Genomic DNA, 24,119 nt, shown 5'->3' with positions numbered 1-24,119 from the left:
GATTAGGAGGAATCGGTGACCGACACGATCATGTTCAACCCACTGGTGCCGGGGTTCGCGGACAACCCGTACCCGCACTACCGGGAAGTCAGGGACTTCGACCCGGTGCACGAGCACCCGCTGGGGTTCTGGTTCCTGTCCCACTACGACGACGTCGCGCTGCTGCTGCGGTCCGGGCTGTCGGTCGAGGACCGCAACATCGCCGCGGGCCCGATCCGCGCGCAGTACGACGCGATGGCCGAAGGGGACGGCACGCTCGCACTGTCCATGTTGGACCGTGACCCGCCGGACCACACCCGGCTGCGGTCGCTCGTCACCAAGGTGTTCACGCCGCGTTCGATCGCCGCGCTGGAGCCGATGGTGGGCGACCTGGTTGACGCGTCGCTCGACCGGATCGCCGACGGCGGCAGTGTCGACCTCGTCGACGAGCTCGCGTTCCCGCTGCCGTTCGCGGTGATCTCGCGGATGCTGGGCACCCCGCCGACCGACAACGTGCGGCTGCGCGAGCTGACCGGCACGCTGGTCCGCTCACTGGAGGTCCAGACGGACCCCGAGGTGCTGCGCGCGATCGCCGAGGCCGAGGTGCAGCTGGCCGAGATGACTCGGGAGATCATCGCCTGGAAGCGGGCAAACCCGGCCGATGACCTGCTCACCGCGCTGATCGCGGCCGAGGAGGACGGCGACAAGCTCGGTGACGACGAGCTGGTCGCGCAGGTACTGCTGCTGTACGTGGCCGGCCACGAGACGACGGTGAACCTGATCGGGAACGGGGTCGTGGCGCTGCTGCGCAACCCCGACCAGCTTGCGTTGCTGCGCACCCAGCCGGACCTGGCGGCGAACGCGGTGGACGAGTTCCTCCGCTACGACAGTCCCGTGCAGCAGACCCGCCGCATCACGACCGCGCCGCACACCGTGCGGGACAAGGAGATTCCCGCCGGCTCGTTCGTGATCGCCTGCCTGGGCTCGGCCAACCGGGACGAGCGCTTCTGGGGCCCGAACGCGGACTCGCTGGTGCTGGACCGCCCCGACGCCCACCGCCACGTCTCGTTCGGTGCGGGCCCGCACCACTGCCTGGGCGCGGCACTCGCACGGCTGGAGGGCCGCCTGGCGATCAGCCGGCTGGTGACCCGCTTCCCGAACCTCGCCCTGACCGGCGACGTGGTCTGGAACGGCCGCCTGAACCTCCGCGGCGCGACCACGATCCCGATCCGCGTCTGACCCATGCCCTGAACGACGCGCACGGGACGTCCAGCGTCCCGTGCGCGTCGTTCAGGGCATGTCGGCCAGGGCGGTGAGGCCGCCCGCGCGCAGCAGCGCCAGGATCGACTCCCCGTGCCGCAACGAGTTCGGGCCCGTCGGGACGGTGGTCTCCATGCCGATGCGGGCGATCCCGCGATACGACGGCAGCACCGCTCCGCTGCTGGCCGCCGTGCCGGGGGCGGGGCGGCTGCTGCCCGGAGCGACCCTGCGAGGCGGACCGGAGCGGTTCACGCTGCACTACGGCGGCCGGTCGGCGGCCGGTGGCACCGTGGAGGTGGGCAGGCGGACCTTCGCGATGCAGGGTGGGTTCAAGTTCCGCGCGGAGTACGAGTTCGCGGCGCACCCGCGCGGGACCTTGCTGACCTACCGGGTGTGCAACGTGGCGCCGTCGCCGCACCGGGACCGGGCGCTGGTGCGGTTCCAGTTCTGGCTGTCGGGCAAGCTCCGGGTCGGACTGCGCGGGGCGCTGCGCCGGATCGGCTCGGTGGTCGGCTGCCGCGGGTACCCCGTCTAGCGGTCCGGCTGGTCGCACCCGAGCTGGAACTGCTCCACGCCCGGGATGTCCGCGGCCTGGAGCGCCGTGTAGAGCTCGTCGACCGAGGTCCCTTCCACCGGCAGCAGCGTCACCGACGCCGGCAGGGCCTCGGGGCGGACCACGTCGAGCAGGTCCGGCTGGTCGGCGAAGATCTCCTTGAACCGCTCGAAGGTCTCTTGCCGGGTCTCCGTCTCGACGGCCTCGACCCGCGGGTCCCCGCGAAGCTCCTCGGCAGCCAGTCGCATGGGTGCGTCCGGGTCGGTCCCGCCGAAGTCGATGATGAGCGTCTCGCGCCGGTGGTGGTCCCGGCACGCCTTCCGCATCACCTCGTCGGAGGGGCCGACGTCAGGCAGCGGTGAGGCGGAGTCCGTCGCCCACACCGCCAGCGGCGTCCCGGCGACCTCGCGGCCGGACAGCAGGACTGTCGTCACCACGCCGGCCGCGACCAGCACCGCGGCCACCACGGCGAGCGGGACCACCCGGCGACGGGCAACGGGCCGCGCCTCGGCGGTCGACGTTTCCTGCGGGGACTCCGGTGTGTCGGCTGGTGTCGCGGGCTCGTTGTCCACCCGCACATGGTCCCACGGCGGCGGCTCCGACGGGGGTGCACGCAAAAACAGGCACCGGTTCGACCGGCCGGTGTGCACCGCTCCGTAAACTCGTGGTGAAGGACCTACGAGGCCGGCAGGGAGGTGCAGGGTGGCGAGCTCCGACGAGCGCCGGTTCGCGGTGCTGCGGGCGATCGTCGCGGACTACGTCTCCAGCCAGGAGCCGGTCGCGTCCAAGGCGATCGTCGAACGGCACAACCTGGGCGTCTCCAGCGCCACCGTGCGCAACGACATGGCCTCACTGGAGGAGGACGGCTACATCGCGCAGCCGCACACCAGCGCCGGGCGCATCCCCACGGACAAGGGCTACCGCCTCTTCGTCGACCGGTTGTCCGAGGTCAAGCCGCTGTCCGGGGCCGAGCGCCGGGCCATCCAGTCGTTCCTCGACGGCGCCATCGACCTCGACGACGTGCTGCGCCGCAGCGTCCGGATGCTCGCCCAGCTCACCCGCCAGGTCGCGGTCATCCAGTACCCGACGCTCACCCACTCGCTGGTCCGGCACATCGAGCTGGTCCGGCTCACCCCGGCGCGTGTCATGCTGGTGCTCATCACCGACAACGGCAGGGTCGACCAGCGGATGATCGACCTCGGCGATGTCATCACCGACGACGCCGTCGGGCGGCTGCGCACCATGCTCAACACCACGCTCGTCGACCACCGGCTCACCGACGCCGCGGCCATGGTCAGCGAGCTGCTCGAAGAGGCGCCCTCCGAGCTGCGCGACGCCATGACCCGGATCGCGACGGTGCTGGTCGAGTCGCTCGTCGAGCATCCCGAGGAGCGGCTGGTCCTCGGCGGCACGGCCAACCTCACCCGCAACGTCGCGGACTTCCCCGGCTCGCTGCGCCAGGTACTCGAGGCGCTCGAGGAGCAGGTCGTGGTGCTCAAGCTGTTCGCGGCGGCCGGGTCGCCGGGCACGATCACGGTGCGGATCGGGGAGGAGAACGAGGCCGAGGAGATGCGCAGCACCTCCGTCGTCTCGATCGGCTACGGGGTGCACCAGACCCTGTTGGGCGGGATGGGTGTGGTCGGGCCCACGCGAATGGACTATCCGGGCACTATCGCGGCGGTCCGCGCCGTTGCGAACTATGTGGGAGACATCCTGGCCGGGCGGTAGCGCGGCCACGCGGAGCGGCCACACAGAGCCAAGACGGACGCAGGGAAGAAGGCGAACCCTAGGTGTCAGGTGGGCACCGGGGCAGGAGGACGGGACACGGTGGCGAGGGACTACTACGGCATTCTCGGGTTGCGGCAGGACGCGACATCCGAGGAGATCAAGCGTGCCTACCGCAAGCTCGCGCGCGAGCTGCATCCGGACGTCAACCCGGACGAGTCGGCGCAGGAGAAGTTCCGTGAGGTGACGGCGGCCTACGAGGTCCTGTCCGACCCCCAGAAACGCAAGATCGTGGACATGGGCGGCGACCCGCTGGGCAACGGGGGCAGTGGTGCTGGGGGTGGTCGCGACCCGTTCGCCGGGTTCGGGCTCGGCGACATCATGGACGCGTTCTTCGGCGGCGGTGGCGCGGGCGGTGGTATGGGCGGAGGGCGCGGGCCGCGCAGCCGGGTGCAGCCCGGCTCGGACGCGCTGATCCGCATCGAGCTGACGCTCGAGGAGTGCAACACCGGCATCAGCCGCGAGCTCACCGTCGACACGGCGGTGCTGTGCGACGCCTGCCGTGGCTCCGGCTGTGCGGACGGCACGTCGCCGCAGGTCTGCGACACGTGTGCGGGGCGCGGTGAGATCCAGTCGGTGCAGCGGTCGTTCCTCGGCCAGGTCGTCACCGCGCGGCCGTGCCCGGTGTGCCGCGGCATCGGCGAGGTCATTCCCGACCCGTGCCGGCAGTGCGGCGGCGACGGCCGGGTCCGCGCGCGGCGCACCATCACCGCCAAGGTCCCGCCGGGCGTGGCCGACGGCATGCGGGTGCGGCTGTCCGGCCAGGGCGAGGTCGGCCCCGGCGGCGGCCCGGCGGGCGACCTGTACGTCGAGGTCGTCGAGCGGCCGCACGCCACGTTCGAGCGCAACGGCGCCGACCTGCACTGCACCGTCCGGATCCCGATGACCACCGCGGCACTCGGCTCAGTGCTGCCGCTGGACACCCTCGACGACACGGTCGAGCTGGACCTCGAGCCGGGTACCCAGCCCAACACCGAGCTGGTGCTCACCGGGCACGGCCTGCCCCGGCTGCGCTCCTCCGGCCGGGTGGACGGGCGCGGCGACCTGCACGTGCACATCGAGGTCGACATCCCGTCGAAGCTCGACCCCAAGCAGACCGAGCTGCTCCGCGAGCTCGCGAACCTGCGCGGCGAGAAGGAGCACGTGGTCGCCTCCACAACGGCCGCGGCGGCGGCGGGCTGTTCTCGCGGCTGCGCGCGCGACACCGTTGAGCGACACCGCACCGGTCTTTCTCGTCGACTCGTTGCCCTCGGGTTCCTCGTTCGTGCTCGATGGCCCCGAGGGCCGGCACGCGGCCGCGGTGCGCCGGCTCGGACCGGGCGAGGCGTTGGTTGTTTCCGACGGTCGGGGCGGCGGCGTGGCGTGCGTCGTGGACTCGGCCGTGGGCAAGGAGTCCCTGACACTCACCGTCACCCGGCGCTGGCGGGACCCTGCGCCGCGACCGCGGATCGTGCTGGCGCAGGCGCTGGTCAAGGGTGATCGCGGTGAGCTGGCCGTCGAGCTCGCCACCGAAACCGGAGTCGACTCGGTCGTCCCGTGGCGGGCAGAGCGCAGCGTGGCCCGCTGGGACGACGGCCCGCGCGGCGCGAAAGCGTTGGCACGCTGGCGAAGCACGGTCCGCGAGGCGGCCAAGCAGTCCCGCAGGACGTGGGTCCCGCCCGTGACCGAACCGGTCGGCACCGCCGGGTTGGCCGCCCTCGTCGGCTCGTCCGCGCTCGCCGTCGTGCTCGATGCGGCTGCCCCAAGTGGACTGACGGACCTGGACCTTCCGGCGGATGGCGACCTACTTCTCGTTGTGGGCCCCGAAGGAGGTATCTCCGACCGCGAGTCGGCGACCCTGCGGGAGGCCGGAGCGCAGGTGGCGCGGTTGGGCCCGACGGTGCTGCGTGCGTCGACCACCGCTTCCGCCGCTATAGCCGCACTAGGAGTACTGACGACACGCTGGCGCTGAGCGTGCGCGACGGTCTACGCTTTGCATTGCAAGGTGTGGGGCTTGCTTCTCCCATGCCAAGCACGTGGTCTACCGCCGGACACCTCCCCCCTCGGTCCGGCGGCGCCGCGTCGCGGTGGAGCGACCCCCAGGCTTCACCGCGACGCGGCATCCTCGACCCTGTTCGGTGCTTTTGGGCACCTTCCCTCTTCGACGGCCCTGGGGGGCGACCCCCCAGACCCCCACGGTGCGGGCTCCTCCAGACCCGGCGTGGGTGGGTTGTGTGGTGACCAGCATCTGGTCTCGCTTCGCTTTGACCAACTGCTGGTCTCGCTTCGCTTTGACCAGCTTTTCGGGTCGGTCTCGCTTCGCTTTGACCGGGTTTGGGCCTGGGCTCGCTTCGCCTCGACCTGGGGGTTTCGGGTGGTTTTTTCTTTTTCTTCGTTGCATTGGGCAACTTGGGGTGTTCGGCAGTACCTTTTTTCGGGTGGCGGGTAAGTCCGCTCCTTATGAGGAGCTTGAGGTCGGTGGGCGGGTCGTGCGGATCAGCAACCCCGATCGCGTCTACTTTCCCGCGCGGGGGGAGACCAAGATCGACCTCGCGCGTTACTACCTCTCCGTCGGCGACGGGATCGTGCGTGGGCTGCGCGAGCGGCCGTGCATGATGCACCGGTTCCCGGACGGCGTCTCCGGGGAGAAGGTGCATCAGAAGCGGCTGCCCAGGGGGGCGCCGCCGTGGGTCGAGACCGTCCGGGTCGACTTCCCGCGCTACGGCCGGCACGCCTACGAGCTGTGCGTCACCGAGCTCGCCAGCGTCATCTGGGCGACCCAGATGTCCTGTGTGGAGTTTCATCCGTGGAACTCCCGGCGCGCGGACACCGAGAAGCCCGACGAGTGGCGCATCGACCTCGACCCGATGCCGAACTGTGCCTTCGACCGCGTCCGGCAGGTCGCCGGGGTCGCCAAGGAGGTGCTCGACGAGCTCGGCGCCACCGGCTGGCCCAAGACCTCCGGCGGCAAGGGCCTGCACATCTACGTCCGGATCGAGCCACGCTGGGGTTTCGCCGACGTCCGCCGCGCCGCGCACGCCTTCGCGCGCGAGGTCGAACGCCGCGCCGACGACCTCGTCGACCTCACCTGGTGGCGCAAGGAACGCGACCCCGCCACGGTGTTCGTCGACTACAACCAGAACACCCGCGACCACACGATCCGCAGCGCGTACTCCGTGATCGGCGTCCCCGAGGCCCGCGTCTCCACCCCGATCCGCTGGGCCGAGCTGGCCGACGTCGACCCGCGTGAGCTCACCATCGCGACGGTCCCGAAGCGCTACGCCGAGCTCGGTGACCTGCACGCCGGCATCGACGACGCGGTCTACTCCCTCGACGAGCTCCTCGAGTGGGCCGACCGCGACGAGCGCGAGGGCCAGGCGCCCCCCGACGAGGACGAGACCGGTTAGGTCGAGACATGGCCTAGCCTGCTCGCATGTCGGACTGCCTGTTCTGCGAGATCGTCGCCGGGGACATCCCGGCCACCAAGGTGCACGAGACCGGGACGACGTTCGCCTTCCGCGACATCAACCCGCAGGCAAAGGTGCACGTGCTGGTCGTGCCGAAGACGCACCACGAGGACGCGGCGGAGCTGGCCGCCGCCGACCCGCGGCTGCTGGCCGACGTGATCGCCGCCGGCGCCGCCGTCGCCAAGGCGGAGGGCATGGACGGGTCCGGCTTCCGGTTCGTCCTCAACACCGGCGAGGACGCCGGGCGGACCGTGTTCCACGCGCACCTGCACGTGCTGGGCGGCGAGCCGCTCGGCACGTTCGGCCGCCCCACCGGCTGAGCGGTGCGGCAACGTCGATGCGCACTGTCGGTGCGGGCGACTAGCATCAACGACGTCAGACATCGACGAGTGGGCGCATCGGGCGCAGAAGGCAGGACCGAGAGCACGTGACCGGTACCGCACGGGGCGGCGCGCCCCAGACTTCTGCGCAGGAGACCAATGGCCCGAGCAAGGCGGGCACGCTCGACTCGACAGTCCAGTCCCGGTTCGTCGTCCCCGACGACGCGGTCCTCGCGCTGCTCGGCTCGCGGGACGAGAACCTGCGGGTCGCCGAGGAGCTTCTCGACGCCGACGTCCACGTCCGGGGCAACGAGGTCACCCTCTCCGGTGAGCCCGGTGACGTCGCGTTCGCCGAGCGGGTGTTCGCCGAGCTGGTCACGCTCGCCGGCAAGGGTCAGCAGCTCGGCCCCGACGCCGTTCGCCGCACGGTGGCCATGCTCTCCGCGGGCGCGGCCGAGTCACCCGCCGAGGTGCTCAGCCTCGACATCGTGTCCCGGCGCGGGCGCACCATCCGGCCCAAGACGCTCAACCAGAAGAAGTACGTCGACGCCATCGACCACCACACGGTCGTGTTCTGCATCGGCCCGGCCGGCACCGGCAAGACCTACCTGGCCATGGCCAAGGCGGTCCAGGCCCTGCAGGCCAAGCAGGTCAACCGGATCATCCTCACCCGCCCGGCCGTCGAGGCGGGCGAGCGGCTCGGCTTCCTGCCGGGCACCCTCTACGAGAAGATCGACCCGTACCTGCGGCCGCTGTACGACGCGCTGCACGACATGGTCGACCCGGAGTCGATCCCGCGGCTGATGCAGGCCGGCACCATCGAGGTCGCCCCGCTGGCGTACATGCGTGGCCGCGCGCAACCGGTCTTCACGAAGGTCCTGACGCCCACCGGGTTCCGCCCCATCGGGGAGCTCGAGGTGGGGGATCTCGTCACCGGGTCGGACGGGCTTCCCACGCCGGTCATCGGCGTGTACCCGCAAGGCCCGAAGGAGATCTACCGGCTCACCACGCAGGACGGCGCGTCGACGCTCTGCTCCGCCGATCACCTGTGGGCGGTGGCCACGCGCGACGATCGGCGCCGGGGCAGGGCGCTGCGGGTGCTCGAGACCAAGGAGATGGTCGGCCGGCTGCGGGCGGCGCGTCACCACCGGTACGAGCTTCCGCTGCTCAGCTCGCCGGTGGAGTTCGAGCCCCGCGACACGCCGATGGACCCGTACGCGCTGGGTGCCTTGCTGGGCGACGGGTGCATCACCGGCTCCATCACACCGAGCTTCGCCACCGCGGACCCCGAGCGCGGTCGGGCGTCGTCGCCGGGAGCGGTAGTCACCGCATCGAACCCGGTAACGACGGCCCTGCCCGAACTCGGTTCGTCGGACCCGATGCGCGTACCGGACGTGTACCTGTACAACGGTCCGGACGTGCGGGTGGCGGTCCTTCAGGGCCTGCTGGACGCCGGCGGGGACCCAGTCACCCAGCGCGATCGCACGTGTCGCATCGAGTACGCCACGTCGGGTAGTCCGGGAGAGGACGTCGCGTTCCTGGTCCGGTCACTCGGTGGAACCGTGTACGGCCGCCACCGGAACGATGCCCACGTCCTGGACATCCGGCTCCCCGTCGGCATCGAGCCGTTCCGGCTGCCGCGGAAGATGGCGAAGTACGACGCCAGCGGTGGCGGCGGGCGGCCGATGCGCTACGTCGACAGCATCGAGCCGGAAGGTACCGAGGAAGCGGTGTGCATCCAGGTGGCGGCCGCCGACTCGCTGTACGTCACCGAGGACTTCCTGGTCACGCACAACACCCTCAATGACGCCTTCATCATTCTCGACGAGGCGCAGAACACCTCGCCCGAGCAGATGAAGATGTTCCTCACCCGCCTGGGCTTCGGCTCCAAGATCGTGGTCACCGGTGACATCACGCAGGTCGACCTCCCGGGTGGCCAGAAGAGCGGGCTGCGCGTCGTGCAGGGCATCCTGGAGGGCGTCGACGACATCCACTTCTCCGTGCTCAACAGCCACGACGTGGTGCGGCACCGGCTGGTCGGTGACATCGTCGACGCCTACGACAAGTGGCAGGCCGATCAGGACGCGCGGGACGAGGTACGCCACTCGGGGCCGCGAGGACAGGCCCGACGAGGACGCTGAGGCATGAGTATCGAGATCGCCAACGAGTCGGGTGTGGCGGTTGACGAGCCGTCGATCGTCGCCGCCGCCCGGTTCGCGCTCGACCGTATGCAGGTCAGCCGCCTCGCCGAGCTGTCCGTGCTGCTCGTCGGCCTCGACGTGATGGCCGACCTGCACGAGCGCTACCTCGACCTGCCGGGCCCCACCGACGTCATGGCCTTCCCCATGGACGAGCTCGACTCGGCGCGGCGGCCCGACGCGCCCGACCCGGGGCCGACGCTGCTCGGTGACCTGGTGCTGTGCCCGCGGTTCGCCCGCGACCAGGCACACAAGGCCGGTCACGGCCTCATGGACGAGCTGCACCTGCTCACCGTGCACGGGGTGCTGCACCTGCTCGGCTACGATCACTCGGAGCCCGCCGAGGAACGTGAGATGTTCACGCTGCAGAAGCGCATCCTCGCCGACTTCAAGACCGAGCGGGCCGCGGCCCAGCGCCGCGCGGCACAACGCCGCGAGGACGACAAACTGCTCGGCGCCGTGGGCCTCGCGGGCCCGGAACCGGCGCCAACCACGCCGAAGCCGGACGAACCGGCCGACTAGCTCCTCGGGGGAAGCGGTGTCGAACTCGGTCGGACTACTGGTCATCGCGGTGTTGCTGGTGGTCGCGGCGGGGCTGTTCGCGTGCGCGGACGCGGCGTTGTCCGCGGTGTCCCGGGCCCGCGTCGAGGGCCTGGTCCGCGGCCGCCGCGCGGGCGCCCGGCAGCTCCTCGCCCTGGTCGCCGACCGGCCGCGGCACATCAACCTGCTGTTGCTGCTGCGGCTGGGCTGCGAGCTCGCGGCCACGGTGCTGGTCACCGTGGCGTGCGTGCGGCTCATCGCCTCCGACTGGCTCGCCGGGCTCATCGCGGCGGTCGGCATGATCGTCGTGTCGTACGTGCTGGTCGGGGTGGGGCCGCGGACCCTGGGCCGGCAGCACCCGTACGCGGTCGGGCTCATCGCGGCCGGGCCGGTGCGCGCGCTCGGCACCGTGCTCGGCCCGCTGTCCCGGTTCCTCATCGTCGTCGGTAACGCCATCACCCCCGGTCAGGGCTTCCGCGAGGGCCCGTTCTCCTCCGAGGTCGAGCTGCGCGAGCTCGTCGACATGGCCCAGGAGAGCGGCGTCGTCGACGCCGACGAGCGCGAGATGATCCACTCGGTGTTCGAGCTGCGCGGCACGATCGCCCGCGAGGTGATGGTGCCGCGCACCGAGATGGTGTGGATCGAGCAGACCAAGTCCGTGCGCCAGGCACTCGCGCTGTCGCTGCGCACCGGCTACACCCGGCTGCCGGTCATCGGCGAGAGCGTCGACGAGATCGTGGGCGTGGTGAACCTCAAGGACCTGGTGAAGGCCTCGATGGAGGCACCCCCGAACGGCCGGGGCGACCTGGCGCGCACGGTCGGCGAGCTGATGGGGGAGGCCACGTTCGTGCCCGACACCAAGCGGCTCGACGACCTGCTCCGGGAGATGCAGGTGTCGCGCAACCACCTGGCCATCGCGGTCGACGAGTACGGCGGCACGGCGGGCCTGCTCACCATCGAGGACATCCTGGAGGAGATCGTCGGCGAGATCACCGACGAGTCCGACACCGACGACCGCCCGCCGATCGACCACCTCGAGGACGGCGCCATCCGGGTCAGCTCGCGGCTGCCGGTCGAGGACCTGGGCGAGCTGTTCGGCGTCGAGCTGGACGACCACGACGTGGAGACCGTCGGCGGCCTGCTCGCGCAGCGGCTCGGCCGGGTGCCGCTGCCCGGCACGGAGGCCGAGATCGCCGGCCTGCGGCTGCGCGCCGAGGGCGGCAAGGACGGTCGCGGCCGGATGCGCATCACGTCGGTCGTGGTCCGCTGCGTGCCGCCGGCGACCGCCGCGGCCACCGAGAACGAGGACGAGAGGAGTGCCGAGCGTGCCTGACCTGGACCCCGAGGACGCGAAGCTGATCACCCTGGCCAGGTCGGTGCGGGTACGCACCGGCGCGGCCGAGGGCGCCGCGGTCCGCGACCTCGACGGGCGGACCTACCTCGCGGGCACGGTCGCGTTGCCGTCGCTGTCGCTCACCGCGTTGCAGGCGGCGGTGGCGGCGGCGGTCTCCTCCGGCGCCGCCGGTCTGGAGGCGGCCGTCGTGGTCACCGAGTCGTCGTCGGTGGACGCCGACTCGGCCGCCGCGGTCGCCGACCTCGGCAAGGAGGCGCCGGTGCTGCTGGCCGACCCGTCGGGCACCCTGCGCGGACCGCGGACGACAATGGACCGATGACCACACCGGACGTTCGGCACCGCTCGGGCTTCGCCTGTTTCGTGGGCCGCCCCAACACGGGAAAGTCGACGCTGACGAACGCGCTGGTCGGGTCGAAGGTCGCGATCACCTCCAGCAAGCCGCAGACCACCCGGCACGCCATCCGAGGCATCGTGCAACGTGCCGACGCGCAGCTGATCATCGTGGACACGCCGGGCCTGCACCGGCCGCGAACGCTGCTGGGTCAGCGGCTCAACGACGTCGTGCGGGCGACGTGGTCCGAAGTGGACGTCGTCGGGCTCTGCGTGCCGGCCGACGAGAAGATCGGGCCTGGCGACAAGTTCATCGCGGCCGAGCTGGTGAAGCTGTCCCGGCACACCCCGGTGGTCGGCGTGGTCACGAAGACGGACCTGGTGTCCCGCCAGCAGATAGCCGACCAGCTGATGGCGCTCCAGGACGTGATGGAGTTCGCCGAGCTGATCCCGGTGTCCGCAGTGGACGACTTCCAGGTCGACGCCTTGGCCGACGTGCTGGTGGGCAAGCTCCCCGAGGGCCCGCGGCTGTATCCGGACGGCGAGCTGACCGACGAGCCGGAGCAGGTCCTGATCGCCGAGCTGATCCGCGAGGCCGCGCTGGAAGGCGTCCGCGACGAGCTGCCGCACTCGATCGCGGTGACCGTGGAGGAGATCGTCCCCCGCGAGGACCGGGATGACCTGCTCGACATCTACGCGAACCTCTTCGTGGAGCGCGACAGCCAGAAGGGCATCGTGTTGGGCCACAAGGGCGAGCGCCTGCGCACCGTCGGCTCGACGGCCCGACGCCAGATCGCCGCGTTGCTGGGGAGCAAGATCTACCTGCACCTGCACGTGAAGGTGGCCAAGGACTGGCAGCGTGACCCGAAACAGCTGCGCCGACTGGGTTTCTAGTAGCGACGCCCTCGCGGGCGGGCCGAACGCCTACACTCCGCCCCGTGAAGCTCTGGGGGCGTGGCAACAAGACCAAGCAGCAGGCGGCCGTCGACGAGGTCGTGGCGCGGCTGACCGGCGACCGCTGCTGGAACGACATCGCGTTGGATGCCGGCGTGGCCGCGGTCCGCGACGGTCACCTCGCCGCTGGGCTCGCCCTGCTCAGGGAGACCAGGGACGACCACGAGCTGCGCAGCCTGCGGGGGGAGGCGCTCGGTGAGGCCGCGGTGGGCCAGTCCGACGCGATCGCCGGGCTGTTCTCCGAACAGCTTCCCCGCGCCGACGCGGCCGACATCCTGGTCTGGATGGGGACGACGCTGATCGTGGAGGCGTGGCGGATCCGCGGCGACTCCGTGGCGAAGGAGGTCGGCGAGGACCGCTTCAGGCTCTTCCACGCCACGTTGCGGCACGCGCGGGACCCGCTCCTCGCCGCGGCCGACCTGGTGCCGGAGGACCCGACGCCGTGGGCGAGTCTCCTGACCTACGCCCGCGGCATGCAGCTCGGCCGGGACGAGGAGGACTCCTTGTGGCGGAACGTGATCCAGCGCCGCCCCACGCACTTCCACGCGCACACCTTGCGGCTTCAGGCGCTGGCGGCCAAGTGGGGCGGGTCGCACGAGGAGATGTTCGAGTTCGCCCGCGATGCCGCCACGACTGCGCCACCGGGAAACCCGCTGACCGCGATCCTGCCGATCGCGCACGCCGAGTTCCGGCTCGCCGAGATGATGAGGCACCTGGAACGCGGAGACGAGGCGGCGGCGATATCGCTGCTCATGAACTACTTCAGTCCGGAGGTCACGGCGGAGGTCGGCGTGGCCGAGCGGAAGTGGTCGACGACGGCCGGGCCGCACCCGTACTCGGTCGTGGCGCACAACGTGTTCGGCTGGACCATGCTGGCGATCGGCGACGACGCGCGGGCGCGGTGGCACCTGTCCCGCACCAACGAGCGGCCGTCGAGTCTGCCGTGGACCTACGAGGGCGACGAGAAGGAGCGGTTCGCCGAGGCGATCCTGCGCCTGGGGATCGCGTAGGCGCCCTGTGACATCGGTTCGCTCGCACGCTCGCTCACGGGATCCGCCGGCAGACCAGCATGTCGTCGCCGCCCTTGCTGTAGGCCGAGTTCGCCTGGCGCAGCTCGGTCGACACGCCGTGCGACGCCAGCTCCGTCCGGACCTCGTCCAGCCGCGGGTACGGCACGCCCGCCGGGTCGGCGACGGGGCACACCCGGACCTCGCCGGACGTCACGCGCGCCATCTCCAGCAGGAACGACACGTGCTGGTCGTGGCTGACGTACTCCGGGTACGTGAACAGCAGGTGGCTGCTCAGCGTCAACCCGAACTCGCCGTCGGCGAAGGGCAGCGCCGGCAGGCCGGCCGCGACGTAGTTCGGGCCGCCCTCCGCGTAGTCGGCGAGGAAGAAGTCCGCGGACACCTCGAACGCCCGCAGCATCGCGTCCGCCGACCCGAGATACGACCAGTCCAGCCCGACCGGCCCGGCGGCCAGCCACTGGTGCACGTGCGCGAGGTCCGCCGCGACCCGTGACTCGACCGCCGTGCGCGGCCCGTAGATCGGGTCGACGCTCACCGCCTTCCCGCCACGGGCCCGGACCTGCGCGCCGAACGGCGACGCCCCGGCCGGGCAGTCGAGGATCGGGCCGGCGACCAGCTCCTCGTCCGTCAGCAGGAACATGTTCCGGTAGTCGAACAGTGGGCGCGGCGTCACGATGAGCTTGCCGAGCAAAGGTCCCGAAACCGACATCACGCGACTGATCCCACCACACCGTGTCGGGCACGAAACTGTCGGCAGGGAATGCGACCATTACCGGGTGAGCCTCTACCGCGACACCGGAGTGGTGCTGCGCGTACAGAAGCTCGGCGAGGCCGACCGCATCATCACGCTCGTCACCCGCAAGCACGGCAAGGTCCGCGCGGTGGCCAAGGGCGTGCGGCGCACCACCTCCCGCTTCGGTGCGCGGGTGGAGCCGTTCGCGCACATCGACGTGCAGTTCTACACCGGCCGCACGCTCGACATCATCACCCAGGTGCAGACCCTCGACGCGTTCGGCGCCGGGATCATGTCCGACTACCGGCGCTACACCGCGGGCTGCGCGGTCCTCGAGACGGCCGACCGCCTCTGCCCGGAGGAGGGCGAGCCGGTGCTGCGCCTGTACCTCCTCGTCGCCGGCGCGCTGCGGGCCCTCGCCGACGGGCAGCGCGACGCCCCGCTCGTGCTCGACGCGTTCCTCATGCGGGCCATGGCCTTCGCCGGCTGGGCCCCCGCGGTCCTCGAGTGCGCCCGCTGCAACGAGCCGGGGCCGCACAAGTCGTTCTCCGTCCAGGCCGGCGGCTCGGTCTGCCCGCGCTGCCGCCCGGCAGGCTCCGCGGTCCCCGCCCAGGACACGCTGGCCCTCATGGCCGCGCTCGCCACCGGCACCTGGGACGTCGCCGAGGCGTCCACCGCCGCCGCCCGCCGCGAGGGCAGCGGCCTGATCGCCGCCCTGCTCCAGTGGCACCTCGAACGCCAGCTCCGCTCCCTGCCGCTGGTGGAGCGCAAGGGTGTCCCCAGCGGTCAGTAGGGTCGGGCCCGTAAGTCCCGACCCTGGAGGACGGCCTTGCTCCGGCGACGAGCCAGCACCACGGAGACAAAACAGGCGGCGCGAAAGACCATCGAGCCGCCCGAACCGCACCCGTCCGGCGCGCGCCCGCCGGCGATCCCCGCGGACCTCGTGCCCAAGCACGTGGCCATCGTCATGGACGGCAACGGCCGGTGGGACAACCAGCGGGGCCTCACCCGCGTCGAGGGCCACAAGCGCGGCGAGGCGGTCGTCGTCGAGGTCGCGCGCGGGTGCATCGAGCTCGGCGTCAGGTGGCTCTCGCTCTACGCGTTCTCCACCGAGAACTGGCGGCGCAGCCCCGAGGAGGTCCGGTTCCTCATGGGCTTCTCCCGCGACGTCATCCGCGACCGCACCGACGAGCTCGACGCGATGGGGGTGCGGGTCCGCTGGGCCGGCCGCCGCCCGCGGCTGTGGCGCAGCGTCATCAGCGAGCTCGAGTCCGCCGAGCGGCGCACGGTCGACAACACCGCGCTCAACCTCGCGATGTGCATCAACTACGGCGGCCGCGCGGAGATCGGCGACGCCGCCCGGGAGATCGCCCGGCTGGCCGCCGCTGGCAAGATCAACCCGGAGAAGGTCAGCGACCGCACGATCGCCCGGTACCTGTACCAGCCCGAGATGCCGGACGTGGACCTGTTCATCCGGCCATCGGGCGAGCAGCGGACCTCCAACTTCATGCTGTGGCAGTCCGCCTACGCTGAGCTGGTCTTCCAGGACATCCTGTGGCCGGACTTCGACCGGCGCGACCTCTGGCGCGCCTGCGAGCAGTTCGCCCGGCGGGACCGGCGCTTCGGCAGCGCCATCGACGCGGCGGCCGAGCCGACCACCGACCCCCACCAGCAAGGAGAAGCATGACACCCCCCGAGGCAACCGCGAGGTCACCCCAGGCCGAGAACAACGCAGCCGCACCTCAGGGGAACGTGACGCAAGCTAGCCACCAGCACGTGACCAAACAGAACCCTCCGTTCCCCAACGCGACCAACACATTCAACTCCGGGGAGGCGGAACAGTCATGACCGAGCAGGAGGCGTTGACCACCGGTGATCTGCTCACCAAGGCACGCGTGGCGCTGGAGCAGTTCCACGACGTGCACGTGGACGACGACGGCGCGCTGAGCTTCCGGCACGTTGACGTGCCGTGCGCCGTGCAGGCGATGCAGCTCGCCGAGGGGCTCACGGTGCTCAGCCTCACCTGCGTGGTCGCGTGGGACCTGCCCGACGACCCGAAGCTCGCCGCGTCCGCCGCCGAGCGTGCCGGCCAGGGGCTCTTCGGCACGCTGGGGGTCGTGCACACCGACGACGGCATGGACGTCACGCTGCGCTACGCGTTTCCCGCCGACGGGGTCGAGGCCGCCGCGCTCGGCACGCTTCTGATGCTCGTCGTGTCGACCGCCTCCCAGCTGCGGACCGAGCTGCTGGGCGAGGTCGGCGAGCAGACCTCGGAGTGAGCACGGAATGAGCTCCGAGGCGGTCCCGCGGTGGCGGGTCACGTCGCTCGAGGTCCTGTGCGTGGTGCTGGTCGTGGCGCTGTTGGCGCGGAGCTCGCTCGCGAGCGTCCTCGACGTACCGGCGCTGCGGACGGGCGCGACCGTGTTCGTGGCGGTGTGCGTGCAGGCGCTGCCGTTCCTGGTGATCGGCGTGCTGATCAGCGGCGCGATCCGCGTGGTGGCTGGCAAGGCGGCGGGAAGTCCTCGTACCGGGTCGTACTCGGGCTTTCCGCCAACGCCGCCAGGCGCCGCGCGGGCGCCGGAGGTGGTGTCGAATCTCCGACTCAGGACACTAGGCCGAGTCGCGGATCGCCAGGGTCACCGGCAGGACCGTGGTCTCCGGGCGGACCGCCTCGCCGGCGAGCAGGGCCATCATCCGGCGCACCATCTGCCGGATCTGCTCACGCGGGTCCTGGTGCACCGAGGTGAGCGGCGGGTTCATCGCCGGCGCGAGCGTCGGGTTGTCGTCGAAGCCGATCACGCCCACGTCCTCGGGCACGGTCCGGCCCGCCGCGCGCAGCGCCCGCATCGCGCCCGCCGCCATCGGGTCGCTCGCCGCGAACACGCCGTCGAGGTCCGGTGCTCGCGCGAGCAGCGCCGCGGTGGCCGCCTCGCCGCTCGGCATCATGAAGTCGCCGGGCTCGGACAGGCCGGACGGGTCGAGCCCGGCCTCCTCCAGCGCGTCCTGCCAGCCCGCCAGCCGCGCGGCCGCCGCAGGGTGGTCGAGCATCCCGGTGATCGTGCCGATCCGCCGCCGGCCGGTGTCGAGCAGGTGCCGCACCGCGAGCCGCGCGCCGGCCCGGTTGTCGAAGTCGACCGCGTGCACGCCGCGCCGCGCGGTGCCCGGCCGGCCGCCGTACACGACCGGCAGCCGCAGCAGGCGCAGCGCCGTCGGCAGCGGATCTCCTTGGTGCGGCGCGAAAACCAGCGCCCCGTCGACGTGCCCGCCCTCGAGGAACCGGATCGTGCGCGGCACGTCGTCGCGGCTGTCGACGAACATCAGCAGCATCTGCACGCCGGTCGCGGCCAGCTCCCGGTACGTGCCGTGCATGATCGTCGCGAAGTACGGGTCGTCCAGCACCTTGGACTCCGGTTCGGACAGCACCAGCGCGACCGCGCCGGTCCGCTTGGTCACCAGCGACCGCGCCGCCTGGTTGGGGGAGTAGCCGAGGTCGCGGGCTGCGTCGAGCACCTTCGCGCGCGACCTCGAGCTGACGTAGGCGTCGTCGTTGAGCGCGCGCGAGGCGGTGGAGCGGGACACGCCGGCGTAGGCGGCGACATCCTCGAGCGTCGGGCGCTCGTCCGGTTGAGGTCTTCCTTGCACGGCGTGAGTGTAGCGAGCCGTTCTGGGAGCGCTCCCTAACGATTGAGTCAACGGGACCGGACTTCTCCTTGACAGCCCATGGAGACCGGGAACACACTCAAGGCTCCCATTCTGGGAGCGCTCCCAGAAACGAGTCAGCAAGGGACAACTGACGTGCGACGACAGCAAACAAGGGTGTTAGCCGGTGCGATCGCCCTTGCCGCGGTGGCCGGCCTAGCCGCCTGTGGCGAAGAAGGATCCAGTGGTGACCCCGGCGACGGGGGCCAGATCGAGCTCACCATCGGCACGTTCACCGAGTTCGGCTACGAGGACCTGCTCACCCAGTACCAGGACCTGCACCCGAACATCACCATCACCCATCACAAGACGGGCGAGGGCGGCGCGTACCACCAGCAGCTGCTCACCAAGCTCGCGGCCAACTCCGGTCTGGAGGACGTGGTCGCCATCGAGGAGGCCCACCTGCCCGACGTCATCGACAAGCCGCAGCTGTTCAACGACCTGGCCGACATCGGCCCGGCGGACGCGAAGCCGGACCGCTGGCTGGACTGGAAGTACCAGTCGGGGGTGGCCAAGGACGGCACGTGGATCGGCTACGGCACCGACATCGGACCGCTCGCCATGTGCTACCGCAAGGACCTGCTCGAAGCGGCCGGCCTGCCGGCGGACCCCGAGTCGGTCAAGCCGCTGTTCGAGAGCTGGGACTCCTACTTCGCGGCCGGTGACACCTACGTCGAGAAGACCGGCAAGGCGTGGTTCGACTCGACCTCGCAGATCTTCAACGCCATGCAGAACCAGCTCGAGACCGGCTACATCGACAAGGACGACAAGCTCGCCATCGAGTCCAACCCGGACATCAAGGAGAACTGGGACCAGGTGACCGAGGCCGGGAACAACGGCCAGACCGCGAAGCTGGTCGCGTTCAGTCCTGAGTGGAACACCGGGTTCAAGCAGGGCGCGTTCGCCACCAAGACCTGCCCGTCGTGGATGCTCGGCGTGGTCAAGGAGCAGGCGGGCGCGGCCAACGCGGGCAAGTGGGCGGTCACCGACGCGTTCCCCGGTGGCGGTGGCAACTGGGGCGGCTCGTTCCTCGCCGTGCCCAAGCAGAGCCAGCACCCGAAGGAGGCCGCCGAGCTCGCCGCCTGGCTGACCGCGCCGGAGCAGCAGATCAAGGCCTTTCAGAAGACCGGCAACTTCCCCAGCCAGGTCGAGGCGCTGTCCTCGCCGGAGCTGCTGAACACCACCAACGACTACTTCGGTGACGTCAAGGTCGGCGAGCTGTTCGCCGCCCAGGCACAGAAGGTCGGTCAGGCGCAGTACAAGGGCCCCGGCGACGGCAAGATCCAGGAGAACGCCACGAAGACGGCGCTGCAAGCCGTCGAGCAGGGCAAGTCGCCCGAGGACGGCTGGGATCAGGCGGTGGAGGCCGCCAAGAGGATCGTTGGCTGATGGCTGGTCCGATCGTCGGCCCGGCCGACACGGACCCGGGGCGGGTGCCGAGCAGGGCGGCACCCGCCCCGCCCCCGCCGCGCGGGCCGCGGCTGACCTGGCGGCAGCGGCTGAGCGTGGCCGACGTGACGTGGTCGCCCTACCTCTACATCGCGCCGTTCTTCATCCTGTTCGGTGTGGTGGGACTGTTCCCGCTGCTGTACACGTCCTACCTGTCGCTGTTCGACCGCGACCTGCTCGACGTCGAGAGCACGTTCGTGGGGCTCGCCAACTACGCGACGCTGCTCGGCGACGCCCAGTTCTGGAACGCGCTCGTCAACACGATCAGCATCTTCGCGCTGTCGACCGGTCCGCAGGTCGTCATCGCGGTGCTGCTGGCGGCGCTGCTGAACTCCCGGCTGCGCATGCCCACCGCGTGGCGGGTGGGTGTGCTGCTGCCCTACGTCGCGAGCCTGGTCGCGCTCGGCATCATCTTCGCCAACCTGTTCGGGCCCAACTACGGGCTCGTCAACGGGATGCTGGAGCTCCTCGGGCTCGACCGGATCGACTGGCAGGCCAACAGGTTCGCCTCGCACATCGCGATCGCGATCATGGTGAACTGGCGGTGGACCGGCTACAACGCGCTGATCGTGCTGGCCGCGATGAAGGCGATCCCGCGCGACATCCACGAGGCCGCGATGATCGACGGCGCGGGCGCGGTGCGGCGGTTCGTCAGCGTCACGCTGCCGTTGCTGCGGCCGACGCTGATCTTCGTGGTGGTCACCTCGACCATCGGCGGGATGCAGATCTTCACCGAGCCCAAGCTGTTCGACGCGCTGCCCGGGTCGAACAACGGCGGATCGTCCAACCAGTTCCAGACGATCACGCTGTACATGTACCAGATGGCGTTCGAGACGCAGCATCTCGGCTACGCCTCGGCGATCGCCTGGGTGCTGTTCCTGCTGATCATCGTGGTCGCGTTGGCCAACTTCCTGCTGACCCGCCGGCTGGCGTCGACGGGGTCCATCGAGGGCGGTTCGCGATGAGTGCCCTCTCGGTCGCCGTTCGGCGGCGGACGGTGGACGCCACGGGTGCGCGGCGGGCCAGGTTCTGGGTGTACGGCCTGCTGATCGCGTTCCTGGTGGGCTCGATCTTCCCGTTCTACTGGTCGTTCCTGGTGTCGAGCCGGGACAGCTCGATGCTCGCCGAGCAGGTGCCGCCGCTGCTGCCGGGCGGGAACTTCCTGTCCAACGCGGCGCGGGTGTTCGACTCGGTGCCGTTCTGGAAGGCGCTGGGCAACAGCATCGTCGTGTCCGGCACGGTCACGCTCACCACGGTGCTGTTCTCGACCCTGGCCGGGTTCGCCTTCGCCAAGCTGCGCTTCCGCGGCCGCAACGCGTTGTTCCTGGTGGTGGTCGCGACGCTCGCGGTGCCCACGCAGCTCGGGATCATCCCGCTGTACATGGCGATGGCCGAGTTCGGCTGGGCAGGTGAGCTGCAGGCGGTGATCGTGCCGAACCTCGTCACCGCGATCGGCGTGTTCTGGATGCGCCAGTACACGATGCAGGTGGTGCCCTACGAGCTGATCGAAGCGGCCAGAGTGGACGGTTGCTCGATGATCCGGGTCTACTGGCACGTGTGCCTGCCGGCGGTGCGGCCGGCCGCCGCGTTCCTCGGGATGTTCACGTTCATGACGTCCTGGAACGACTTCCTGTGGCCGCTGGTGGTGCTCAACGCGGACAACCCGACCGTGCAGCTCGCGCTGGAGCGGCTGCAGAGCGGCTTCTACGTCGACTACTCGCTCGTGCTCGCCGGGACCACGCTGGCGACCATTCCGATCCTGATCGTTTTCATCGTGCTCGGCCGCCAGATCGTGGCCGGGATCATGCAAGGCGCCGTGAAGGGGTGACCATGTCAGTGCCATCGTCCATGCCGTCGACCGTGCCGTCGTCGGTGGGCCGGTCAGCGGAGTCCGTCTCGCTGCGCTTTCCAACCGGGTTCGTGTGGGGTGCGGCGACGGCGTCGTTCCAGATCGAGGGTGCGACCACTGTGGACGGTCGGACCGACTCGATCTGGGACGAGTTCTGCCGCCGTCCCGGCGCGGTCGCGAACGGTGACACGGGTGAGCCGGCGGCCGACCACTACCGCCGGTTCCGCGACGACGTCGCGCTGATGTCCACGTTGGGCCTCGGCGCGTACCGGTTCTCGGTGGCCTGGCCCCGGGTGCGGCCGTCCGGCGGGCCGGAGAACGAGCGCGGGCTGGACTTCTACGACCGGCTGGTGGACCGGTTGCTGGCGGCGGGCATCTCGCCGTGGGCGACGCTCTACCACTGGGACCTGCCGCAGGCGCTGGAGGACTCGGGCGGCTGGGCGTCGCGGGACACCGCGTTCCGGTTCGCCGAGTACGCCGAGTCGGTGGTGCGCAGGCTCGGTGACCGGGTGGCGGGCTGGCAGACGCTCAACGAGCCGTGGTGCTCGGCGTTCGCCGGCTACGCCTCGGGCCGGCACGCGCCGGGGGTGACGTCGCCGTCGGCGGCGGTCGCGGCGGTGCACCACCTGCTGCTCGGGCACGGGCTCGCCATGGAGCGGATCCGCTCGTTCGCGCCGGACGTGCCGGCGGGGATCACGCTGAACCTGTTCCCCGTGCGGGCGGCCTCGCCGGCCGACGAGGACGCCGCGCGCCGGGTCGACGGGCTGCAGAACCGGGTGTTCCTGGACCCGGTGCTGCGTGGCGCGTACCCGGCGGACGTGCTGGACGACCTGACCCCGTACGGGTTGCCGGCGCTCGTGCGGGACGGCGACCTGTCGGTGATCGGGGCGCCGATCGACCTGCTGGGCGTGAACTACTACCGGGCCCTGCTCGTGGCCGCGCCGGTCGATCCCGACCCGGCGCCGACCGAGTGGGTGGGCGTCGAGGGCGTGCGGTTCCTGCTCAGCGGCCGGCCGCGCACGGACGTGGGCTGGGAGGTGCAGCCGGACGGGCTGACCGATCTCCTCGTTCGGCTGCACGACGAGTATCCCCGGCTGCCGCTGTACATCACGGAGAACGGCGCGGCCTATCCCGACGTCCTGGGCGAGGACGGCGTCGTGCGGGACAACGACCGGATCGCCTATGTCGACGGGCACCTGCGGGCCGCGCACGCCGCGATCCGCCACGGGGTCGACCTGCGCGGCTACTTCTGCTGGTCGCTGCTGGACAACCTCGAGTGGGCGGAGGGTTACGCGAAGCGGTTCGGCCTGGTGCACGTGGACTTCGAGACCCAGCGCCGAACGGTGAAGGAGAGCGCGCGCTGGTACGCGGGCGTGATCGCCCAGGGCGGTTTGGCCGCCGAATGACCAGGGGGTAACAAGGCGCCCGGCCGCGTCCGCACCCGCGGCCGGGCGCCGTCCTGGCCGCTCAGCGCGGGCAGCAGGCCGCGCAGGTGCCGAAGACCTCGACGGTGTGGCTGACCTCGGAGAAGCCGTTCTCCGCGGCGATCTTCTCCGCCCACTTCTCCACGGCGGGGCCCTCGACCTCGACCGTGCGGCCGCAGGCGCGACACACCAGGTGGTGATGGTGGTGGCTCGAGCAGCGCCGGTAGGCGGCCTCGCCGCTGTCGATGCGGAGCATGTCGACCTCGCCGGCGTCGGCCAGCGACTGCAGCGTGCGGTAGACGGTGGTGAGGCCGATGCCCTCGCCACGGGTGCGCAGCTCCTCGTGCAGCTCCTGGGCGGAGCGGAACTCGTCGAGCTGCTCGAGCAGGCTCGCGACGGCGGCGCGTTGTTTGGTCGACCGGCGGCCGGGCACGGTCGGCGAGGAACGGTCGGTGTTCACCGGGCGACCCCCTCCTCGACGTGGGTGACGGCGTCCACCACGATGTGCGCCAGGTGCTCGTCGACCAGCCGGTAGACCACCTCGCGGCCGTGCCGCTCGCCGTGCACGACGCCCGCCGCCTTGAGCACCCGCAGGTGCTGGCTGATCAGCGGCTGGGCCACGCCGAGGGACTCGACCAGCTCGTGCACGCAGCGGTCGGCCTCCCGCAGCTCCAGCACGATGGCGATGCGGACCGGGGCGGCCAGCGCGCGCAGCAGGTCACCGGCCGCGATCAGCGACGGCCCCGGTCTCGTGGCACCGGCGGTGACCGAGGGACGGTCGGGCTCGTGCTCGCCGACCGGTGACACGGCGTCCGACACGGCGTCCGAGGTCACGGCGGTCACCCTCCCGGTGATAGTGGTTACCGTGTTCAACATCCCACGGCGCCCGTTATTTCGCCATGAGTACCGAGATCGCGACCGCCACCAGCACGGCGAGCACGACCACCCGGCCGGCGCGCTGGCCCGGGGTGAGTACCTGCCAGGTCGCCGCCAGCAGCACCGCGACGCCGGCCGCGAGCAGGCCCAGCAGCAGCGCACCGGTGGCGCCGCCGACGATGATGCCGATCGCGAACACCGCCACCACGACCAGGAACACGGCAACCGGTGGCACCCGCGCGAGTGGGCCGTTCCCGGACAGCAGCGGTGCTCTCATCGAGCGTTTCTCGCGCACACATCCTCCTTATGGACGCACCTTCGACTACAGCCTGCAACGCCAGC

24 protein-coding genes and 4 pseudogenes are annotated in these 24,119 nt (G+C 71.0%); 22 read left to right on the top strand and 6 right to left on the bottom strand.

What is annotated here, in order from left to right:
- Positions 1-15 precede the first annotated feature (15 nt).
- Both GEV28_RS11120 and GEV28_RS11115 read left to right on the top strand, forming a co-directional pair.
- A complete protein-coding gene (locus GEV28_RS11120) occupies positions 16-1,218 on the top strand; it encodes a cytochrome P450 (protein ID WP_291411346.1) in 1,203 nt (400 codons plus the stop codon).
- Positions 1,219-1,372: 154 nt separating this feature from the next.
- A complete protein-coding gene (locus tag GEV28_RS11115; RefSeq protein ID WP_291411344.1) occupies positions 1,373-1,774 on the top strand; it encodes a hypothetical protein in 402 nt (133 codons plus the stop codon).
- Here the strand turns inward: GEV28_RS11115 and GEV28_RS11110 are convergent.
- On the bottom strand, positions 1,771-2,364 hold the full coding sequence (locus GEV28_RS11110; RefSeq protein ID WP_291411342.1) for a permease-like cell division protein FtsX: 594 nt from the start codon (positions 2,362-2,364) through the stop codon (positions 1,771-1,773). The two genes, GEV28_RS11115 and GEV28_RS11110, sit on opposite strands and share 4 nt — an antisense overlap.
- Positions 2,365-2,494: 130 nt before the next feature.
- Between GEV28_RS11110 and hrcA the strand changes: the two genes are divergently transcribed.
- The 12 genes and pseudogenes from hrcA to GEV28_RS11050 all read left to right on the top strand — a co-directional run bounded on the left by hrcA (position 2,495) and on the right by GEV28_RS11050 (position 13,729).
- Entirely contained in the window at positions 2,495-3,520 is a 1,026-nt protein-coding gene (gene hrcA / locus GEV28_RS11105) for a heat-inducible transcriptional repressor HrcA (protein ID WP_291411340.1), read from the top strand.
- Positions 3,521-3,619: 99 nt separating this feature from the next.
- Positions 3,620-4,788 (top strand): annotated as a pseudogene (gene dnaJ, locus GEV28_RS11100) (molecular chaperone DnaJ).
- Positions 4,789-4,841: 53 nt separating this feature from the next.
- Entirely contained in the window at positions 4,842-5,528 is a 687-nt protein-coding gene (locus GEV28_RS11095; protein WP_367115085.1) for a 16S rRNA (uracil(1498)-N(3))-methyltransferase, read from the top strand.
- Positions 5,529-5,994: 466 nt separating this feature from the next.
- On the top strand, positions 5,995-6,963 hold the full coding sequence (locus tag GEV28_RS11090) for a DNA polymerase domain-containing protein (protein ID WP_291411337.1): 969 nt from the start codon (positions 5,995-5,997) through the stop codon (positions 6,961-6,963).
- A 26-nt stretch (positions 6,964-6,989) separates the two neighbouring features.
- A complete protein-coding gene (locus GEV28_RS11085; protein ID WP_291411335.1) occupies positions 6,990-7,343 on the top strand; it encodes an HIT domain-containing protein in 354 nt (117 codons plus the stop codon).
- Positions 7,344-7,450: 107 nt separating this feature from the next.
- A pseudogene (locus GEV28_RS11080) lies at positions 7,451-8,197 on the top strand (PhoH family protein); the annotation flags it as partial.
- A 942-nt stretch (positions 8,198-9,139) separates the two neighbouring features.
- Positions 9,140-9,484, top strand: a pseudogene (locus GEV28_RS11075) (PhoH family protein); the annotation flags it as partial.
- Between the two features lie 3 nt (positions 9,485-9,487).
- Complete coding sequence (ybeY, locus tag GEV28_RS11070; RefSeq protein WP_291411333.1) at positions 9,488-10,063, top strand: rRNA maturation RNase YbeY; 576 nt, start codon at positions 9,488-9,490, stop codon at positions 10,061-10,063.
- A 16-nt stretch (positions 10,064-10,079) separates the two neighbouring features.
- A complete protein-coding gene (locus GEV28_RS11065; protein WP_291411331.1) occupies positions 10,080-11,414 on the top strand; it encodes a hemolysin family protein in 1,335 nt (444 codons plus the stop codon).
- Complete coding sequence (locus GEV28_RS11060; protein WP_291411329.1) at positions 11,407-11,754, top strand: cytidine deaminase; 348 nt, start codon at positions 11,407-11,409, stop codon at positions 11,752-11,754. Before GEV28_RS11065 ends, GEV28_RS11060 begins: the two co-directional genes overlap by 8 nt.
- Complete coding sequence (gene era / locus GEV28_RS11055) at positions 11,751-12,659, top strand: GTPase Era (protein ID WP_291411328.1); 909 nt, start codon at positions 11,751-11,753, stop codon at positions 12,657-12,659. The genes GEV28_RS11060 and era overlap by 4 nt, the downstream gene beginning before the upstream one ends.
- Positions 12,660-12,703: 44 nt before the next feature.
- The gene (locus GEV28_RS11050) at positions 12,704-13,729 is read left to right on the top strand and encodes a hypothetical protein (protein WP_291411326.1); all 1,026 of its coding nucleotides are present in this window, start codon (positions 12,704-12,706) and stop codon (positions 13,727-13,729) included.
- Positions 13,730-13,763: 34 nt separating this feature from the next.
- On the opposite strand, the gene GEV28_RS11045 is transcribed toward GEV28_RS11050, so the two are convergent.
- Positions 13,764-14,456, bottom strand: a complete 693-nt coding sequence (locus tag GEV28_RS11045; RefSeq protein WP_291411324.1) for a hypothetical protein — start codon at positions 14,454-14,456, stop codon at positions 13,764-13,766.
- A 67-nt stretch (positions 14,457-14,523) separates the two neighbouring features.
- On the opposite strand from GEV28_RS11045, the gene recO reads away from it, so the two are divergent.
- The 4 genes and pseudogenes from recO to GEV28_RS11025 form a co-directional block, all read left to right on the top strand.
- Positions 14,524-15,273, top strand: a complete 750-nt coding sequence (gene recO, locus GEV28_RS11040; RefSeq protein WP_291411322.1) for a DNA repair protein RecO — start codon at positions 14,524-14,526, stop codon at positions 15,271-15,273.
- Between the two features lie 90 nt (positions 15,274-15,363).
- Positions 15,364-16,167, top strand: coding sequence for an isoprenyl transferase (locus GEV28_RS11035; protein WP_291411393.1), 804 nt, complete (start codon positions 15,364-15,366; stop codon positions 16,165-16,167).
- Between the two features lie 157 nt (positions 16,168-16,324).
- Complete coding sequence (locus tag GEV28_RS11030; protein ID WP_291411320.1) at positions 16,325-16,759, top strand: YbjN domain-containing protein; 435 nt, start codon at positions 16,325-16,327, stop codon at positions 16,757-16,759.
- 7 nt (positions 16,760-16,766) lie between these two features.
- A pseudogene (locus tag GEV28_RS11025) lies at positions 16,767-16,970 on the top strand (permease); the annotation flags it as partial.
- A gap of 120 nt (positions 16,971-17,090) precedes the next feature.
- On the opposite strand, the gene GEV28_RS11020 reads toward GEV28_RS11025, so the two are convergent.
- A complete protein-coding gene (locus tag GEV28_RS11020) occupies positions 17,091-18,122 on the bottom strand; it encodes a LacI family DNA-binding transcriptional regulator (protein ID WP_291411318.1) in 1,032 nt (343 codons plus the stop codon).
- Between the two features lie 174 nt (positions 18,123-18,296).
- Here GEV28_RS11020 and GEV28_RS11015 point away from each other — a divergent pair, with 174 nt between their 5' ends.
- The 4 genes from GEV28_RS11015 to GEV28_RS11000 are packed head-to-tail and all read left to right on the top strand — an operon-like array spanning position 18,297 to position 22,883.
- Entirely contained in the window at positions 18,297-19,568 is a 1,272-nt protein-coding gene (locus GEV28_RS11015; RefSeq protein WP_291411316.1) for an ABC transporter substrate-binding protein, read from the top strand.
- Positions 19,568-20,593: a carbohydrate ABC transporter permease gene (locus GEV28_RS11010; protein ID WP_291411314.1), complete on the top strand. Its 1,026-nt coding sequence runs from the start codon at positions 19,568-19,570 to the stop codon at positions 20,591-20,593. Before GEV28_RS11015 ends, GEV28_RS11010 begins: the two co-directional genes overlap by 1 nt.
- Positions 20,590-21,456: a carbohydrate ABC transporter permease gene (locus GEV28_RS11005; protein ID WP_291411312.1), complete on the top strand. Its 867-nt coding sequence runs from the start codon at positions 20,590-20,592 to the stop codon at positions 21,454-21,456. The genes GEV28_RS11010 and GEV28_RS11005 overlap by 4 nt, the downstream gene beginning before the upstream one ends.
- Before the next feature lie 20 nt (positions 21,457-21,476).
- A complete protein-coding gene (locus GEV28_RS11000) occupies positions 21,477-22,883 on the top strand; it encodes a GH1 family beta-glucosidase (protein ID WP_291411390.1) in 1,407 nt (468 codons plus the stop codon).
- A 61-nt stretch (positions 22,884-22,944) separates the two neighbouring features.
- Here GEV28_RS11000 and GEV28_RS10995 read toward each other — a convergent pair whose 3' ends face one another.
- The 3 genes from GEV28_RS10995 to GEV28_RS10985 are packed head-to-tail and all read right to left on the bottom strand — an operon-like array spanning position 22,945 to position 24,072.
- On the bottom strand, positions 22,945-23,361 hold the full coding sequence (locus GEV28_RS10995; RefSeq protein ID WP_291411310.1) for a Fur family transcriptional regulator: 417 nt from the start codon (positions 23,359-23,361) through the stop codon (positions 22,945-22,947).
- A complete protein-coding gene (locus tag GEV28_RS10990) occupies positions 23,358-23,735 on the bottom strand; it encodes a metalloregulator ArsR/SmtB family transcription factor (RefSeq protein ID WP_291411308.1) in 378 nt (125 codons plus the stop codon). The genes GEV28_RS10995 and GEV28_RS10990 overlap by 4 nt, the downstream gene beginning before the upstream one ends.
- Positions 23,736-23,790: 55 nt before the next feature.
- On the bottom strand, positions 23,791-24,072 hold the full coding sequence (locus GEV28_RS10985) for a DUF6703 family protein (RefSeq protein WP_291411306.1): 282 nt from the start codon (positions 24,070-24,072) through the stop codon (positions 23,791-23,793).
- Positions 24,073-24,119 lie beyond the last annotated feature (47 nt).

It is taken from the genome of Actinophytocola sp. (assembly GCF_009379765.1).
Classification (GTDB): domain Bacteria; phylum Actinomycetota; class Actinomycetes; order Mycobacteriales; family Pseudonocardiaceae; genus Actinophytocola.
The sequence above is the reverse complement of the archived record's forward strand: the minus strand, read 5'-3'. Positions and strand labels throughout refer to the sequence as shown.

Coding starts and splice junctions, on each gene's coding strand:
- GEV28_RS11085 (WP_291411335.1), top strand. CDS start 6,990: ATGTCGGACTGCCTGTTCTGCGAGATCGTCGCCGGGGACATCCCGGCC.
- GEV28_RS11005 (WP_291411312.1), top strand. CDS start 20,590: ATGAGTGCCCTCTCGGTCGCCGTTCGGCGGCGGACGGTGGACGCCACG.
- ybeY (WP_291411333.1), top strand. CDS start 9,488: ATGAGTATCGAGATCGCCAACGAGTCGGGTGTGGCGGTTGACGAGCCG.
- era (WP_291411328.1), top strand. CDS start 11,751: ATGACCACACCGGACGTTCGGCACCGCTCGGGCTTCGCCTGTTTCGTG.
- GEV28_RS11045 (WP_291411324.1), bottom strand. CDS start 14,456: ATGTCGGTTTCGGGACCTTTGCTCGGCAAGCTCATCGTGACGCCGCGC.
- GEV28_RS11010 (WP_291411314.1), top strand. CDS start 19,568: ATGGCTGGTCCGATCGTCGGCCCGGCCGACACGGACCCGGGGCGGGTG.
- GEV28_RS11000 (WP_291411390.1), top strand. CDS start 21,477: ATGCCGTCGACCGTGCCGTCGTCGGTGGGCCGGTCAGCGGAGTCCGTC.
- GEV28_RS11030 (WP_291411320.1), top strand. CDS start 16,325: ATGACCGAGCAGGAGGCGTTGACCACCGGTGATCTGCTCACCAAGGCA.
- GEV28_RS11115 (WP_291411344.1), top strand. CDS start 1,373: ATGCCGATGCGGGCGATCCCGCGATACGACGGCAGCACCGCTCCGCTG.